The organism is Desulfurella sp., from assembly GCF_049977265.1.
Taxonomy (GTDB): Bacteria; Campylobacterota_A; Desulfurellia; order Desulfurellales; family Desulfurellaceae; genus Desulfurella.
Genome location: NZ_JBMFGQ010000001.1, coordinates 1 through 16,650, shown reverse-complemented (window position 1 = coordinate 16,650; position 16,650 = coordinate 1). Strand labels below are relative to the sequence as shown.

At 35.0% G+C, this 16,650-nt stretch carries 18 protein-coding genes and 1 tRNA gene; 17 read left to right on the top strand and 2 right to left on the bottom strand.

Annotated features, from left to right (window positions below; translation table 11 throughout):
• The first annotated feature begins 3 nt into the window (after positions 1-3).
• Genes ACP5FO_RS00095 through tsaD form a run of 3 tightly spaced genes read left to right on the top strand, consistent with a single transcriptional unit; the run spans position 4 to position 2,995 of the window.
• Positions 4-1,275: a S41 family peptidase gene (locus ACP5FO_RS00095; protein ID WP_428105724.1), complete on the top strand. Its 1,272-nt coding sequence runs from the start codon at positions 4-6 to the stop codon at positions 1,273-1,275.
• Positions 1,260-2,009 (top strand): divergent polysaccharide deacetylase family protein, encoded by a 750-nt coding sequence (locus tag ACP5FO_RS00090; RefSeq protein WP_428105726.1) that lies wholly within the window; start codon positions 1,260-1,262, stop codon positions 2,007-2,009. The genes ACP5FO_RS00095 and ACP5FO_RS00090 overlap by 16 nt, the downstream gene beginning before the upstream one ends.
• The gene (gene tsaD / locus ACP5FO_RS00085; RefSeq protein ID WP_291493900.1) at positions 2,000-2,995 is read left to right on the top strand and encodes a tRNA (adenosine(37)-N6)-threonylcarbamoyltransferase complex transferase subunit TsaD; all 996 of its coding nucleotides are present in this window, start codon (positions 2,000-2,002) and stop codon (positions 2,993-2,995) included. The genes ACP5FO_RS00090 and tsaD overlap by 10 nt, the downstream gene beginning before the upstream one ends.
• Here the strand turns inward: tsaD and ACP5FO_RS00080 are convergent, their stop codons facing one another.
• Together ACP5FO_RS00080 and ACP5FO_RS00075 are read right to left on the bottom strand one after the other, a co-directional pair.
• Complete coding sequence (locus tag ACP5FO_RS00080; RefSeq protein ID WP_428156837.1) at positions 2,996-3,964, bottom strand: SPASM domain-containing protein; 969 nt, start codon at positions 3,962-3,964, stop codon at positions 2,996-2,998.
• Positions 3,965-3,994: 30 nt separating this feature from the next.
• A complete protein-coding gene (locus tag ACP5FO_RS00075; RefSeq protein WP_428156836.1) occupies positions 3,995-5,014 on the bottom strand; it encodes a glycosyltransferase in 1,020 nt (339 codons plus the stop codon).
• 111 nt (positions 5,015-5,125) lie between these two features.
• On the opposite strand from ACP5FO_RS00075, the gene lysA reads away from it, so the two are divergent.
• The 14 genes from lysA to ACP5FO_RS00005 all read left to right on the top strand — a co-directional run bounded on the left by lysA (position 5,126) and on the right by ACP5FO_RS00005 (position 16,542).
• Positions 5,126-6,361, top strand: coding sequence for a diaminopimelate decarboxylase (gene lysA / locus ACP5FO_RS00070; RefSeq protein ID WP_428110631.1), 1,236 nt, complete (start codon positions 5,126-5,128; stop codon positions 6,359-6,361).
• Positions 6,361-7,203, top strand: coding sequence for a diaminopimelate epimerase (gene dapF / locus ACP5FO_RS00065; protein ID WP_428110630.1), 843 nt, complete (start codon positions 6,361-6,363; stop codon positions 7,201-7,203). The genes lysA and dapF overlap by 1 nt, the downstream gene beginning before the upstream one ends.
• A 17-nt stretch (positions 7,204-7,220) precedes the next feature.
• A complete protein-coding gene (gene dapA, locus ACP5FO_RS00060; RefSeq protein WP_428110629.1) occupies positions 7,221-8,105 on the top strand; it encodes a 4-hydroxy-tetrahydrodipicolinate synthase in 885 nt (294 codons plus the stop codon).
• 3 nt (positions 8,106-8,108) lie between these two features.
• The gene (dapB, locus tag ACP5FO_RS00055; RefSeq protein ID WP_428110628.1) at positions 8,109-8,912 is read left to right on the top strand and encodes a 4-hydroxy-tetrahydrodipicolinate reductase; all 804 of its coding nucleotides are present in this window, start codon (positions 8,109-8,111) and stop codon (positions 8,910-8,912) included.
• A complete protein-coding gene (gene purF, locus ACP5FO_RS00050; protein WP_428156835.1) occupies positions 8,909-10,270 on the top strand; it encodes an amidophosphoribosyltransferase in 1,362 nt (453 codons plus the stop codon). Before dapB ends, purF begins: the two co-directional genes overlap by 4 nt.
• A gap of 10 nt (positions 10,271-10,280) precedes the next feature.
• Complete coding sequence (locus tag ACP5FO_RS00045) at positions 10,281-10,811, top strand: hypothetical protein (protein ID WP_428110626.1); 531 nt, start codon at positions 10,281-10,283, stop codon at positions 10,809-10,811.
• Positions 10,812-10,827: 16 nt separating this feature from the next.
• Positions 10,828-11,814, top strand: a complete 987-nt coding sequence (locus ACP5FO_RS00040) for a class II fructose-bisphosphate aldolase (protein WP_025391135.1) — start codon at positions 10,828-10,830, stop codon at positions 11,812-11,814.
• A gap of 3 nt (positions 11,815-11,817) precedes the next feature.
• Complete coding sequence (locus tag ACP5FO_RS00035) at positions 11,818-12,963, top strand: glucose-6-phosphate isomerase (protein WP_428156834.1); 1,146 nt, start codon at positions 11,818-11,820, stop codon at positions 12,961-12,963.
• On the top strand, positions 12,956-13,339 hold the full coding sequence (locus tag ACP5FO_RS00030; protein ID WP_038572509.1) for a YbgC/FadM family acyl-CoA thioesterase: 384 nt from the start codon (positions 12,956-12,958) through the stop codon (positions 13,337-13,339). Before ACP5FO_RS00035 ends, ACP5FO_RS00030 begins: the two co-directional genes overlap by 8 nt.
• Positions 13,329-14,114 (top strand): purine-nucleoside phosphorylase, encoded by a 786-nt coding sequence (locus tag ACP5FO_RS00025; RefSeq protein ID WP_428156833.1) that lies wholly within the window; start codon positions 13,329-13,331, stop codon positions 14,112-14,114. Before ACP5FO_RS00030 ends, ACP5FO_RS00025 begins: the two co-directional genes overlap by 11 nt.
• A complete protein-coding gene (locus ACP5FO_RS00020; RefSeq protein WP_428156832.1) occupies positions 14,089-15,339 on the top strand; it encodes an amidohydrolase in 1,251 nt (416 codons plus the stop codon). The genes ACP5FO_RS00025 and ACP5FO_RS00020 overlap by 26 nt, the downstream gene beginning before the upstream one ends.
• The gene (gene ispE, locus ACP5FO_RS00015; RefSeq protein ID WP_428156831.1) at positions 15,336-16,190 is read left to right on the top strand and encodes a 4-(cytidine 5'-diphospho)-2-C-methyl-D-erythritol kinase; all 855 of its coding nucleotides are present in this window, start codon (positions 15,336-15,338) and stop codon (positions 16,188-16,190) included. Before ACP5FO_RS00020 ends, ispE begins: the two co-directional genes overlap by 4 nt.
• On the top strand, positions 16,171-16,449 hold the full coding sequence (spoVG, locus tag ACP5FO_RS00010; protein WP_428110619.1) for a septation regulator SpoVG: 279 nt from the start codon (positions 16,171-16,173) through the stop codon (positions 16,447-16,449). Before ispE ends, spoVG begins: the two co-directional genes overlap by 20 nt.
• An 18-nt stretch (positions 16,450-16,467) precedes the next feature.
• Positions 16,468-16,542, top strand: a tRNA-Gln gene (locus tag ACP5FO_RS00005).
• The last annotated feature ends 108 nt before the right edge of the window (positions 16,543-16,650 follow it).

Genomic DNA, 16,650 nt, shown 5'->3' with positions numbered 1-16,650 from the left:
TTTATGAAAAACCGCTTTTTATACTTAGTAGGCATTGTCGTTAGCCTAATTATTATTGCTACTGCTATTTTGAGTTTTCGTGTTACACCATCAGATGCTACATCAAATCAATATAATGATTTAAAAATGTTTTCACAAGTCTTGGCAATTATTCAATCTCAGTATGTGGATAAAGTAAGCCCGTCAGAACTTATAGTAAATGCTACAAAAGGCATGGTAAGCTCGCTTGATCCGCATTCCGCATTTATGACACCACAAGAATACAAAGATTTGCAGGTATCTACATCAGGAGAGTTTGGTGGTATTGGTACATCAATTACGCTAAAAGATGGACTGATAACAGTCGTTACACCTATCGAAGGAACACCAGCCTACAAAGCAGGTATTAAAGCAGGAGATATCATCTTGCAGATTAACAACAAAAGCACGCTTGGCATGAGTTTGGATGAAGCTGTAAAGCTATTAAGAGGTAAAGTGGGCTCAGAAGTGAGGCTTGTAGTAGGAAGGAAAAATGAAAAAAAACCATTGATATTTAATATAAAAAGAGAAATTATACACATAAAAAGTGTGGATTATAAAGATTTAGATGGCATAGGCTATATTAGGATTATCCAATTCCAGGATGGTACAACAAAAGCAGTTGAAAATGCTCTTGGTACGCTAGAGAAAAAAGGCATCAAAGGTTTAGTAATTGATTTAAGGGACAACCCGGGCGGTTTATTAACCGAAGCAATTGGCGTATCAAACCTTTTTGTAAATAAAGGTGTAATTGTGTCAATTAAAGGCAGAAATAAAAGCGACGATCAGGTATTTTATGCAAAAGATGAAAAAGTGCCACACATGCCTATTGCTGTGTTAATTAATTCTGGAACTGCTTCTGCTGCAGAAATTGTAGCAGGCTGCTTGAAAGACCACAAAACAGCTGTGATTGTAGGCACAAGGAGTTTTGGGAAAGGTAGCGTGCAAAGCATTATACCGCTTGAGGATGGTTATGCTTTAAGGCTTACAACAGCTAAATACTATACGCCAGATGGCCATAGCATACAGGCGGTCGGAATTGTGCCAAATGTTGAAGTAAAACCGGCAAAAGTTGAGCAGGAAGATTTTGGCTATGCCCTAAGAGAAGAAAACCTTATTAATCATCTAACAAGCAACGAAATAGAACAATCAAAACCACAGAAAGTTATTCAAGAGCCAAAAACTACTCAGGACTTCCAGCTTTTAACAGCTATTAATATATTGAAAGCCCAGATTGCAGAATGGCCCAAAAAATAAATATTTTGCTTGGGAAGAGCTTCATTTTATGGCTCTTTCTAAGCTTTTTATTGTTTCCTAAACTTTCTTTTGCTAGGGGCAGTATTTCTATAATAATCGACGATATGGGCTATGATCACTATGTTATGCAAAAATTTCTGGATATCAATTTGCCTTTAGCCTTTTCTTTTATACCAGATACACCTTTTGTTCATATGTCGGGTGATTTTTGTAAAAAGGGATATACTGTAATGCTGCATATGCCAAGCGAGTCTATAGATAAGTATTTAAATAATAATTATCCACTTTTTCTAAGAGTGTCTGACTCAAAAAAAGATATATTTGAACAATTAGACAGGGCTATGCGCAATATCCCTTGTGCAAGCGGTTTTAATAACCACATGGGTTCAAAATTCTTGCAAAGCTCAGCTAAGATGAGCGATGTTATGGAGTTTTTGAAACAACATAACCTTTTTTTTGTGGATAGCCTGACTACACCAAATAGTGTAGGCTACAAACTTGCTTGTCGATACAAAGTACCTTACGCTGTACGGGATATGTTTATAGATAATAAGAAACGTTTTAATTATGTAAAACATAATTTACTTGATGCAATAAAAATTGCAAAGCAAGGCAAAAATGTTATAGTTATTGGACATGACAATATTGTAGATTATGAAGCTATTGTTCATTTAAAAGATAAACTAAAGCCATACCTTAAAGATATTAAGGAGAACTTGATTCAATGTCAATAATCTTGGCGTTTGATACATCTTGCGATGATACATCTTGTGCAATTTTGGGTGAAGGCAAAAAATCAAACATAGTTATATCGCAAAATTTTGTCCACGAAGCATATGGGGGCATAATGCCCGAACAGGCTGCTAGAACCCATTTTGAAAATATTGATCAGGCTACAAAGGAAGCTTTAAAACAAGCTCAGTGTAATATAAAAGATATAGATTTTATTGCAGTTACGATTGGTCCTGGACTTTTGCCATCATTACTTGTAGGTGTAAGTTATGCGAAAGGTTTAGCATATAGATACCATTTGCCCATAATACCGATAAATCACATAGAAGGTCATATTTTTGCAAACTTTATTGAAAATGACATAGATTTTCCGTTTATTGTTCTTATTGTTTCTGGTGCACATACGCATCTTTTTCTGGTAGAAAAATTCGGCAAGTATCAATTACTTGGGAAAACCTTAGATGATGCGGTCGGGGAGGCCTTTGATAAAGTAGCAAGGATTCTTGGGCTTGGCTATCCTGGCGGTCCAGTTATTGACAGATTGTCAAAAAATGGCAATCCTTATAGTTTCAGAATTCCAAAGGGTTTGTCTCAAAAGAACACGCTTAATTTTAGCTTTAGTGGTGTTAAGACATATGTCAAAAACCTTGTCGAAAAATCAAAAGACCTGTCAAAAACTTTTATATGCGATGTAGCAGCTTCGTTCCAAAAGGCTTGTGTTGATGTATTGTGTGAAAAAACACTTTTAGCATTAAAAAAATATAAAATAAGTAGACTTGTATTGGCAGGTGGTGTTAGTGCGAATTCATTACTTAGACAACAGATGAGTCAACTTGCCACGGAAAATAATTTAAATTTATATTTGCCTTCAATTAGTCTTTGTACTGATAATGCTTTGATGATAGCAAAAGCTGCTCAATTCAGGATGGATCTTGCCACATTTGATTTTGATTTAATAGATGCAAAAGCCTCTTTAAATCTGGTTTAATTATCTAAATAGCGCATCAAGCTTTTTTCTGGTTGAACTATTTTTGGGGACAAGTTTATCGCGGAGATTTTTAAAAGACTCTCGCGCGTTTGCATAACATTTAGGACTTAAGAAGCCTGGTATTGCTTTTGCATACTCGCAGGTTTGGCACAAAATTTCGCCTTCTTTTTGACCAAGCATTATTTGTATTATGTTTTTAAGCTTTTCGCTGTTTAAAATATCTGTGTAGTGCTCGCTAAAAATATTTCCAACAATATGCTTTAAGCCAAAGTCCATACAGCATAAAGCTAAATCACCATTTGGCAGAGCAACTTGACCTAAATTGTGTTTACAAATAAGCTTTTTGTGTGGATTTGTCTTCAAAATAGAGCCCATGTATCCTGCCCTTGTTGTGTATCTTTCATATTTTATTGATATATTGAGTTTATTTTCAATGCTTTTTAAGTCATTTTTCATTGATTGTGTCAGTCCGTTATCCAAACACCCAAATACAAGATAGCATTTTGGGTTCAAAGACAATAATTGTTCTACATTATTCCACGCTGTCGCATCGTTTAGACCCTTCCTGTTGTTTAAATTGGGAGGCTGAATACTTATGTGACATTTTATAGGTAAATTCTTGATTGTTTCAAAGCCTGCTTTGGAAAAGTTTTTTAATGTTGTTATTAACTCAACACGAAATCCTTCTTTGTAAGCTTCTAAGATACAATCATAAATATATGCATTTTCCAAAGGTTCACTAAAGCCACTAAACTTTATTTCTTCTATGGTAGAATTTTTTATATTATTTAGTGCCTTTTTGAAACTCTCAAGTGTAAAGCTTTTTATATTTGATCTGTAGTTTTTTACAAACACGCCCTGGGGACAAAAGTTACACCCTACAGAACACCCTACTTGCATTGTAAATTCTATGCTTTTAAAGTAAGATACAGGCAATTTTAAATCATCAATAAGCAAATTTTTCTCCAAAAGGCATTCTATACAAAATTTCTTTTAAAATCAAACTCTATTTACAAGCATTTTGTATATATTAAGATAATTTTTAGATGTAATCTTATAATTAAAATCTTTGACAAAATCGAATGCTCGATTAACAAGTGTTTGCGAAAAATCTTTTTCTGAAAGCAATTTTTTAATTGCAAAAGCTAATTTTTGAGAATCTTTGATTGGTACCAACAAGCCCCTCTGGTTATCACCAATAAGCTCACTTACTCCGCCAGCATTTGTTGCAACAACAGGTACTTTAAATAAAAATGCCTGAAGTATGCTTGAGCATAGACCTTCATACTCAGATGATATTACAAACAAATCAAATGCAGCCAGATAGTTTTGTATATCATCCCTAAAACCCAAAAACACAATATTGTTAACACCTTTTTGTTTTGCGTAAATTTCTAACTCTTGCTTTAGATTTCCTTCGCCAAGTATCAGGAAAGTATAGCTTTTATCAAGCTGGCTTGCTGCATCAATTAGAGTTTTGTGATCTTTTTGAGCAGTTAGCGCTCCAATGTTTCCAATTATTAAGGGTCCATATTGCTTTTTAATAGTTTCTACTTTTTTTGTATATACTTTGTCAATCAAGTCAAAATCTACAGAGCTGTAAATAGTTTCTGCTTGAATGTGAAAGTTTTTATATAAATCATTTTCGATAGATTTTGCAACACACACTACTTTGTCTGTTAGTAAATACTTAAGTTTTGATATCTTTTTTTGTTTATAATCCACCCTTCTTGTGTATACAAGTGGTTTTTTTGTTAATAATTTAAGAAAAACGCCTAGAGTATGCGCTTTTGAAGCATGAGCGTGCAGAATATCGCATTGTTTTGCTGCACCTAATAATTGCTTTAAATTACTTGAGTCTATTGTTTCAAAACCCATTGCGTTTGCCTTTTTGTATAGCTCATCCTTAGCGGCAATAATAGAATCTATACCAAGCTCTCTTAAGCCTTGCGCTAGGTATATTAGCTGCTGCTCGCCGCCTCTAAAGCCTTTTTGTGTATCTAAATGCAGGATTTTCATATTTAAATACATAAAGCTTTAGCTTTACTTTGTCAAGTCTTGTATAAATTTTTCTTGCAAATTAAGTAATATTAATTAAAATAATACTTAAGGCTAAATAAGGGGGTATTGATGTTTTATTACAAAAATAACGAGCTTTATGTAGAAGATATGAAGGTAGCAGACATTGCTTTAGAGTTTAAAACGCCACTTTATATTTACAGTAAAAGTCATTTTGAAACTCAATATAAAAAACTTGATGAAAAAATTTCAAGAAGGCACTTAATATGCTTTGCACTTAAGGCAAACAGTAACTTAGCTGTTATAAACACATTTGCAAAATTAGGCGCAGGCGCAGATGTGGTATCTGCTGGAGAGATTTTTAGGGCAAAAAAAGCCGGTCTTGATACGACAAAAATCGTCTTTAGCGGTGTTGGCAAAACGCCAGATGAAATAAAATATGCTCTTGAAAATAACATTTTAATGTTTAATATTGAATCATTTGAAGAGTTAGAAGAAATAGAAAAAGTTGCTTGTTTGCTAAACAAGACTGCACCGGTTTCTTTTAGAGTAAACCCAAATGTTGATCCAAAAACTCATCCATATATATCAACAGGTTTAAAGAAAAACAAGTTTGGCATATCATACACACAAATTGTAGATGCATACAAAAAAGCATCTCAAATGAAGCACATTAGTATTAAAGGCATTCAATTCCATATTGGAAGCCAGCTTACAGACGTATCTCCATTTTTTGAAGCGCAAATAAAAGTAGCGCATATTATGAGAGAGTTACTTTCTTTGGGTATAAAACTTGATATTATAGATATAGGTGGTGGGCTTGGTGTGGTTTATGAAAACGAAAAAGAACCGGATTTGGAACAGTATACAAATTTTATCAATGAAGCATTTAAAGATTTTCCAGATAGTTTAATTGTACTGGAACCTGGCAGGTTTTTAGTTGCAAATGGTGGCATATTTGTTACAAAAGTCCTGTATAGAAAACAAAATGAAGGTAAAAATTTTATCATTGTAGATGGTGCAATGAATGATCTTATTAGACCAAGTTTGTACGATGCATACCACAAAATCGAACCGGTAGTAAAAAAGAATGCCCAAAAAATCACAGCTGATATTGTCGGTCCAATTTGCGAAAGCGGCGATTTTTTTGCAAGATCAAGAGAAATAGAAAGTCTTGAAAGAAACGATTTAGTTAGTATATTTAGCAGTGGAGCATACGGTTTTACTATGGCAAGCAATTACAATTCGCGCTGCAAACTAGCTGAAGTTTTAGTGGATAAAGATAAAGTAAAACTGGTAAGAGCAAGAGAAACATTCGAAGATTTAATTAGAGGGGAAACTATTTAATGCGAAAAATTGAATTTTTTAAGATGAACGGCTCAGGTAATGATTTTATTTTAATAGACAATAGAGAGCATGTTGTAGAAAATATCGGTTTAAAAATAGAAGATTTTGTAAAGCGCATATGCAAAAGAGGCTTATCAATAGGCGCAGATGGTGTTATTCTAATAGAAAATACAGATGAGCCAGATTGCGATTTTGCATGGCAATTTTATAATAGTGATGGCTCCATTGCTTCAATGTGCGGTAATGGTTCAAGATGCGCTGTACGTTTTGCCTATCTAAAAGGAATAATAAACGATACAAAAACTACATTTTTAACAGGTGCAGGTAAGATTTATGGTGAAATCGTAGGCATAAATACAGTCAAAGTGCAGCTTACCAAACCTACAGATTACAAAACAGTTGAGCTTGATAATCAAAGAATGTATTTTATAAATACAGGCGTGCCACACCTTGTGATATTTGTTGATGATATAGAAGCTGTAGATGTAGAAAAACTTGGCGCAAAGTATCGTTATCATGAAATTTTTGCTCCAGCAGGCACAAATGTTAACTTTGTAAAGGTTTTAGATGATAATACAATTGCCATTCGCACATATGAGCGTGGCGTAGAAGCAGAAACTTTAGCTTGTGGCACAGGTGCAACTGCCTCGAGTTTAATTAGCGGACTTACAAACAAAGCAATATCGCCCGTTGAGGTTAGAACTCGTTCTGGGAAAATTCTTAAAGTGTATTTTCAAATAAAAGACAATAAATCCAGTGAGCCCATAGACATGGTATTTTTAGAAGGTGATAGCATGCTTAGTTTTGTGGGCACTATGATTGACGAAGCTTGGAATTATTAAAATAAAGGGGGTTGTATATGTTTGAACTAAAAGGCGCTATGACGGCTATTGTAACTCCATTCAAAAACGGCAAGTTTGATGAGGTATCATTCAGGAATTTAATTAAAAGACAAATCGAAAATGGTATTGATTGTATTGTGCCATGTGGTACTACAGGAGAAGCTGTAACGCTGGATTTAAATGAATACGAAAAAGTTGTTGGCTCATGCGTTGAAGAATGCAAAGGTCAGGTAGGTGTTCTTGCTGGTGCTGGCAGCAATAATACAAAAAAAGTTATTGAAATGGCAAAACTGGCTCAAAGTTTGGGCGCTGATGCAATTTTATCTGTAACGCCATATTATAATAAACCGACACAGGAAGGATTATATCAGCACTATAAAGCAATAGCAGATGCTGTTGATATAGGCGTTGTTATATATAATGTACCAGGTAGAACGTCAGTTAGTATTTTGCCCGATACAGTGGCAAGGCTTAGCGAGATTGACAATATTATAGGCATAAAAGAAGCAAGCGGCTCTTTAAACCAGGTATCAGAAATCATTGAAAAGTCAAAAGAAAACTTTAGTGTAATTAGTGGGGATGATTTTTTGACTTTGCCGATGCTTTCTCTAGGTGGCTCTGGTATTATTTCTGTAACATCAAATGTGGCACCCGCAATGGTTAGCGCGCAATATGATGCATTTGTGTCAGGCGATCTTGAAAAAGCCAAAACACTCCACCACAAGATGTATCCGCTTCACCAGATGATGTTTATTGAAACTAACCCTATACCTGTAAAAACAGCTGTGGCACTCATGGGCCTTGTAGAAGAAGAGTTTAGATTGCCATTGTGCAAAATGTCAAATACAAACAAAGAAAAACTAAAAACTATGTTAAAAGAATACGAATTTTTGGGTGGATAAACTATGATTAATTTAATAGTTTGCGGCATATGTGGCAAAATGGGCAGACGCATTGCAACACTTGCTATTCAGACTGACAAATTTAAGCTTGTTGGGGCAACTGAAGCAAACACCGATTGCGCAGGAAAAGATATAGGCAGTCTATTGGGGATTGCTCCAATAAATGTAAAGGTTAGCGAAAAATTATCAGATTGTATAGATCAAGGTGACTGTGTTATAGATTTTACAAATTGTAAAGCCACACTTGAAAACGTAAGGTGTGCATGTGAAAATAAAAAATCAATTGTAATTGGCACAACAGGCTGTGACGAGATTTCCATTGAGCAAATAAAAAAGCTATCTGTAATGTGCCCTATAGTTATGGCACCAAATATGAGCTTAGGCGTAAATATACTGTTTGAGATTGTAAAAGAAACAGCTAAGTATTTGGGTAGTGATTTTGATGTAGAGATTGTAGAAATGCACCATAGGGCAAAAAAAGACGCTCCAAGTGGAACTGCTTTAAAGCTAGGTCAAAAAGTAGCAGAAGGTTTGGGCATAAGTTTTGAGCAAAATGCAAAATTCTCCAGAGTGGGCGAAGCACCAAGGGCAAAAAACGAAATAGGCATAATGGCTCTTCGTGGCGGTGATGTAGTAGGTGAGCATACTGTGATTTTTGCAGGCGATGCAGAACGTATAGAAATTACACATAAAGCATCTTCACGCGATGTCTTTGCAAAAGGTGCTCTCAAGGCAGCTTCCTGGGTAGTTGATAAATTGCCTGGCTTTTACGACATGAACGATGTGCTTGGAATAAAATCTAAATGAGAGCCCCATTTGATAAACTAAGCGAGCATTGCGCAGTTTTTGGCATATACAATATAAAAGAAGCGTCAAATTATGTGTATTTGGGTTTGCATGCCCTGCAGCACAGAGGCCAGGAGGGTTGTGGGATTGTAACAAGGCATAATGGTGTTTTTTATAAAAAGCGTTCGCGTGGACTTGTATTGGAAGCTTTTGATAAAGCAGATATAGAAAACTTAAAAGGCGATATTGGCATAGGTCATGCCCGTTACTCAACAAGCGGCGATTCTTCTTTAGTAAACTTACAGCCCTTGACCGCAAGTTTTGATTTAGGCGATATTGCCATTGCTCATAATGGAAATATAACCAATGCACAAAACATAAAAAACAAACTCATAAGTGATGGTGCTATATTTAGCTCAAATAGCGATACAGAAGTTATTATTCATTTAATAGCAAGACAAAAAGGTTCTTTTGACGAAAGGCTAATTGGTGCTTTAAGTCAGCTAAAAGGCGCTTTTTCGCTTGTGATTTTATTTAATGATATTTTGTATGCTGTAAAAGATCCATGGGGTTTTAGACCTTTAGCAATAGGTGAATTAAACGATTCGTGTTGTTTTGCAAGCGAAACATGTGCATTTGATTTAATTGGCGCAAAATTCATCAGAGAGCTTGAAAGTGGTGAGATAGTTAAGGTAGATAAATATGGTGTAAATTCGTTTAAGCCTTTTAAAAAGGAGAATTCTTATAGGTGTGTTTTTGAACACATATATTTTGCAAGACCTGATTCTTACCTGTGGGATAATCACGTATATGAAATTAGAAAAAAAATAGGTCAAAAACTTGCTTTAACTTCGGGTGTGGATGCTGATATAGTAATAGCTGTACCAGATTCTGGCATGCCAGCAGCAATAGGATATGCACAAGCTTCTGGCTTGCCATTTGAGATGGGTATTATAAGAAACCATTATGTAGGCAGAACATTTATAGAACCTACTGATTCCATTAGACACTTTGGTGTAAAGCTAAAACTTAATCCATCTAGTGATGTATTAAATAACAAAAGAGTGGTGGTTGTGGATGATTCTATAGTAAGAGGCACAACAAGCAGGCGTATTGTTAAAATGATAAGAAATGCTGGTGCCAAAGAAGTGCATTTGCGCATAGCAAGTCCGCCTGTTACGCATCCTTGCTTTTATGGTATTGATACACCGACCAAAACTGAGCTTATTGCGTCAAGCCATACAATTGAAGAAATTACAAAGTACGCTACGGCTGACTCCATAGCCTACCTATCGCTTGAAGATTTAAAATCAATAGTAGGCGACAGCGGATATTGTTTTGCTTGTTTTAGCGGTCATTATCCGATAAGTTTTGAATAAAGGAAGTTATATGAAGGCTTTATTGTTACTTTTTTCATTTGTATTTTTTTTAAATTCCTGTGCTAGCATACCAAAGCCAAAAGAAAATACCGTTCAAATGTCCACAGCTGCTACAGGTATTTTTAAAGCCAAAACAAAGGTAAGAAACATTGATGGATTTTTTAGAATATCGCCTACAAATTCGACAATTGACATTGCAAGCCCGTTGGGTTTTGCGCTCTATGGTATATATATAAATGGCAATGATTTGTATGTAAAAGATTATATGAGTGGTGTTAAATTTACGAATGCAGATTTAGAAAAATTAAACATACCAAAAAAAGACAGTATTTTGCTCTATGAAAATAACCTTATATACTTTACACAAAATTTTTTTAATATCTGTGACCACAATGACAACTCGAATATACACATTATAGCATGTGAAAATGTTTCAAATTACCGTTTGCCAAAAGTAGTTGAGTTTGTTCACAAGGATGATTTATTAAAGCTTACGATGGAAAAGATGCGCATTGAAAACCTGCTAAACGGAAAAAAATAAAGCTGGAGGTGAAATTATGGTTCACTACAGTGAGCTTGGTTTTGTAAACACGAAAGATATGTTTAAAAAAGCCTTTGAAGGCGGCTATGCAGTGCCTGCTTACAATTTTAACAATATGGAGCAATTGCAGGCAATTATTACAGCATGCGTAAATACACAATCACCTGTAATCTTGCAGGTGTCAAAAGGTGCTAGAAATTACGCCAATCAAACGCTTTTGAGATGGATGGGTCAAGGTGCTGTTGAGTTTGCAAAAGAGCTTGCAGCATCTAAAAATTTAAAAGAAATACCAATTTGTCTGCATTTAGATCATGGTGATAGTTTTGAATTATGCAAAAGCTGTATAGATTTTGGTTTTTCGTCTGTTATGATAGACGGTTCTCACCTTCCTTATGAAGAAAACGTTGCTATTACAAAACAGGTGGTAGATTACGCTCATAAGTATGATGTAAGTGTAGAAGGTGAGCTTGGTGTATTGGCTGGCATAGAAGAAGATGTGTCATCTGACAGGCATATTTATACAAATCCTGATGATGTTGAAGATTTTGTCAAAAAAACTGGAGTTGACTCACTTGCAATAGCTATAGGCACAAGCCATGGCGCATACAAGTTTAAAGTAGAAAAAGGTAAAGAACCACCGCCTTTAAGATTTGATATTTTAGAAGAAATAGAAAAGCGTATTCCTGGTTTTCCAATTGTGCTTCATGGGGCTTCAAGTGTGTTGAAAGAGTATGTTGATATGATTAATGCTTATGGTGGCAAATTAGAAGATGCAATAGGTGTAAGCGAAGATCAATTAAGAAAAGCTGCAAAATCGGCTGTGTGCAAAATAAATATTGATACAGATGGTAGGCTTGTAATGACAGCAAAAATAAGGGAATTTTTTGCAAAAAATCCATCTGAGTTTGACCCAAGAAAATATTTGGGACCAGCGCGCGACGAGCTTATAAAGATGTATGAGCGAAAAAACAAAGAGGTACTTGGCAGTGCCTTTAGGGTGTGAAAAATGAATAATATAGTATTTAAAACCGGTGTTAGCTATCAAAAACTCATTAGTGATACAAGCGTTAATTATGCATTTTCTCAAAACTTGTGCAAGGCAAATATCGAAGAGATGGTTAGTTTTGCAAAATCTCTTAAAGTAAGAAATTTTGTTCAATTAGGCATAGGCGGCTCTGCTTTGGCAGCAAGCGCCGCCATTTCTTTTTTACAAAAAGAAAAACCAGATAAAAGGTATTTTTGCCTGGATAATATTGACCCACAAAGACTAAAGACGGTATTGGAGCTTGACCCAGCCGATACTGTTTTTCATGTTGTGTCAAAATCTGGATCTACCATAGAAACCCTATCGCAATTATTTGTCATAAAGCAACATGTTAAAAATGCAAATATTGTAATAAGTACAGACAATACAGATACTTTTTTGAGAAAATTTGGCACGCAAAACAACTACAAAATATTTGACATACCAAAAGAAGTGGGTGGACGCTACAGTGCGTTTACAAGTGTTGCACTTTTACCTATGGCTTTTTTTGGGTTTGATATAGCATCCTACATTGAAGGGGCAAAAGAAGCTGTAAGAAAAACACGCGATAAGTGGGGGTTCCCTATAGATTTAGCAAACCTTGTTGTAAGTACATATGATAGGTGTAAAGTATTTGTTATGTTTGCATATAAAGATAGACTCTATGAAGTTGCTGATTGGTTTAGGCAGCTTTGGGCAGAAAGCCTTGGTAAAAATAACCTTGGCCAAACCCCCATAAAAGCACTTGGCACAACAGATCAGCATTCTCAGTTGCAACTTTATCAGGAAGGCATAAAAGATAAGCTTATTGTATTTTTGGATACAATCTCAGATGTTGATTACACAATTGAACAAGCTTATGAGCCATTTAACTATTTAAAAGGCAAATCCATTGCAAAAATTATGGAGATTGAAAAACAATCAACAATAAAAGCCCTTGATGAGTCAAATGTGCCAACCGCCGAGATTTTTCTTGAAAAAATAGACGAGTTTACTTTAGGTGCATTTTTTTGTTCTCTCATGATTACAACAGCAAAAGTTGGAGAGTTCTGGAAAATAAACCCATTTGATCAGCCAGGTGTGGAGCTTGGCAAAAAATATACAAAAGAAAGGTTACAAAATGATTAGCTACAAAACGCGTATTTACTATGATGATACGGATGCAGGTGGTGTTGTTTATTATGCGAATTACTTAAAATTATGCGAGCGCGCAAAACAGGAGTTTTTTTTACAAAATGGCATAGATTTGTTTAAACTTCACAATGAAGGGGTTTTGCTTGTAGTTAGCCGCGTTAATGCATACTACAAAAAGCCTATATATTTAGGAGAATATGTTGAGGTAGATGTTGAGGTTTCTGAAGTTAAAAACGCCAGTTTAACATTAAAGTTTAATTTGCTTGTAAATAAAGAAATACGCGCAACGGTAGATATTTTGTCCGCCCTTATAAAAGACTCAAAGCCTATAAAACTACCTCAAAGCATAAGGCAGTTGTATGGAAAGTAAACTTGGAAAATCTGATATTTGTATCATAACAGGTACCGGTATAAAAATCGATTTAAAATCATTTACAAAGAAAAAGCAGATAAATTACAGTGAGTTTGATTTGCCAAAACCTACAACTTCTTCTCATAAAGGCTATTTTGAAATATTTGAAGGTAACAATTTGCGCATTATTGTAGCAAATGGTCGTTTCCACTACTACGAAGACTTAAGTCCTTCAAAACTCAGGGCTTTGCCTGAGATCCTTTGCAAAACTGATCCAAAGCTTATGATACTTACAAATTCAACAGGAGGCCTTGATCCGTTTTTTAAAAAAGGTGATTTAATGGTTATAAGAGATCACATAAACCTAACAAATACAAATCCCCTAATAGGTATTGATTCTGATAATAAATTTGTTGATATGGTTGATGCATACAGTCCATATTATATAGAAAAACTTAAAGAAAGTGCTTTAGGTCTTTCAATAGATTTAAAAGAAGGTGTATATGTTGGTGTTAGCGGTCCATCGCTTGAGACACCTGCTGAAACAAGATTTTTAAGGTTGATTGGTGCAAGCTGCGTAGCAATGAGCCTTATAAATGAGACGATAGTATCAAGATTTTTTGGTATTGATGTGCTTGGGGTATCTATCATAACCAATGTAAATAAACCCGATTGTATGGGCAAAATACCCATAGAGGAGGTAATTAATCAAGCAAATTTAGCCTCAAAAAAACTATCTATTTTGCTTGATGATTTTTTGTTAAAAAATGATTTTAATAAAAAACGCACTTAACTTAGACGGATTTAGAACATCCATACTTATTGAAGAAAATAGGATTCTAAAAGTCCAAAGCGACATTAAAGTTGATTTACCGCCTGATACTATCATAATTGATGCCAGCGACAAACTTGCAGTTTCTGGTTTTTTTAACGCTCATACACATGCTGCCATGACACTTTTTAGGGGCTATCAGGACGATCTTAGTTTGCAGGATTGGCTTGATAAGATTTTTAAGCTTGAAGCAAAGTATGTTGATAAACACATGGTTTACTGGTGTTCAAAGCTTGCTTGTTTGGAAATGGTATCATGTGGCACCACAGGCTTTATGGATATGTATTTTTTTGAAGATGAAGTGGCACAAAGCGCTTTAGATGTAGGCTTAAGAGTTGTTATTGGCGAAGGTTTGCTGTCATTTGAAACACCTTTTTGCGCAAGTTTCAAAGAAGGCTTAAAAAAGACACTTCAGTTGAAAGAAAAATATAAAAATAACCCAAAAGTGAAAGTTTCTTTTGCACCCCACTCCCTATATACTTTAGAAAAAAACGACCTGGAGCAGTTAGCGAGCACGATCGACTCTAATGATTATATTCAAATACACCTATCAGAAAATATGAATGAAGTAAACACGATTTTATCAAAATATGGCCAAAATGGTGCTTTTGTTTTAGATGAGATTGGGCTTTTGAATAAAAATACTTACCTGGCTCATTGCACGCATCTAACAGAAGCCGAAATAGATTTAATAAGCAAAAAAAATGCACATGTTATACACAATCCTCAAAGTAACCTAAAGCTATCGAGTGGTATAGCAAATATTTGCAAGATGATACAAAAAGGCGTATCTGTTTTGCTTGGTACAGATGGGTGCGCAAGCAACAACAATCTGGATATATTGGAAGAGTTAAGGACCGCTGCTTTGCTTCAAAAACTATTTAACCCTTCTTTTATGAATGCAAAGCTTGCGGTTAGAATGCTTCAAAATTTTGGTGGTTTTTTTGATGTGGGGCTTAGTGAAGGCAAGCTTGCCGATATTGTTTTGTTTGATTTAAATGCAATTGAAGCACTACCTATGTATAATCCAGCTTCTTATCTGTCATACGCTGCAAACTCAAAAAGTGTTGACACAGTTATAATTGATGGGAAAATAATTTACAAAAATAAAGAATTTACAAATGTAGATGTTGAAGAAGTCAAATTTAATGTAGCTCAAATTGCAAAAAAGATTGGAAGCCTGTGATTGTCAAATCTTATGCAAAAATCAATTTAGCCCTTTATGTTTTGGATAAAAGAAACGATGGCTACCATAATATAGTTTCTCTTGTAACAAAAATTGATCTGTTTGATACTATTGAAATTAAGCCTTCAAAAACTTTGCGCATTTTAACAAGTATAGATAGCATAAACAATGAACAAAACTTAGCCTACAAGGCAGCAAAAGCGTTTTTTGAGCAATGCCACATTAAAGATGCGGTTCAGATAGATATAGAAAAAAATATACCCCTGCAGGCAGGACTTGGCGGGGGTAGCTCAAATGCAGCATATGTACTTTTGGCTTTAAATAAAATGTATGAATATCCACTAAGCTTTGATGAACTTGTTGGTTTGGCTTCAAGCTTGGGTAGTGATTGTGTGCTGTTTTTATACCAAAACGCGTGCATTGTATGCTCAAGGGGCGAAAAAGCATATAAACTTGACTATACTTTTTTGCCCGAAGAGATAATTATCGTTAAACCTCCTTTTGGCGTTAGCACAAAATTAGCTTACAGCAATTTAATATTGACAAAACATAACAATATCAATAGAATGAAACTGGTGGATAAATTGAATAAAGGCGGACCTCTGGCAGTTATGCACAACGACTTAGAAAGTAGCGTATTTAAGCTCTACCCTGTTTTAGAGCATATAAAGTTAAAAATTTATGAGATTGTTCAAAATGCTCTACTTTGTGGCAGCGGCTCAAGTATTTTTGCTTTTGCGCAAAGCAGTGCAGATCAGATTATCTCTGTCTTTGACGAGTCTTACTTTATAAAGAAAGCAACAATATTAAATAACGAGGGAAGGTTTTTGTATGAACATTACAGAAGTTAAAATTAGCCCAATAAGCGGCGACGAAAAACTTAAAGCATTTGCAACTGTAACATTTGATGACTGTTTTTTGGTTAGGGACTTAAAAATCATTAATGGCAAGAAGGGCTTTTTTGTCGCAATGCCAAGCAGAAAAATGAAAGACGGCACATTTAAAGATATAGCTCACCCGCTAAACAATGCAATGAGGCAGCAATTAGAATCTAAGGTTTTAGAAGAATACAATAAATCAATTGAAAGCGACAAAGCTGCACAAAGCTAAAAAGCATTAGTTTATATTTGGGGTGTAGCCAAGCGGTAAGGCAGGGGACTTTGGATCCCCGATTCGGAGGTTCGAATCCTCCCACCCCAGCCATAGCTTTTTTAAATTTACTATATTTTTTGGTTTAGTTTTTTGGTTTTTTTAAAATTTTTTCAATAATGATATTAGTAATGCTAGCTTTTGTATCATAAATAAAAGCAG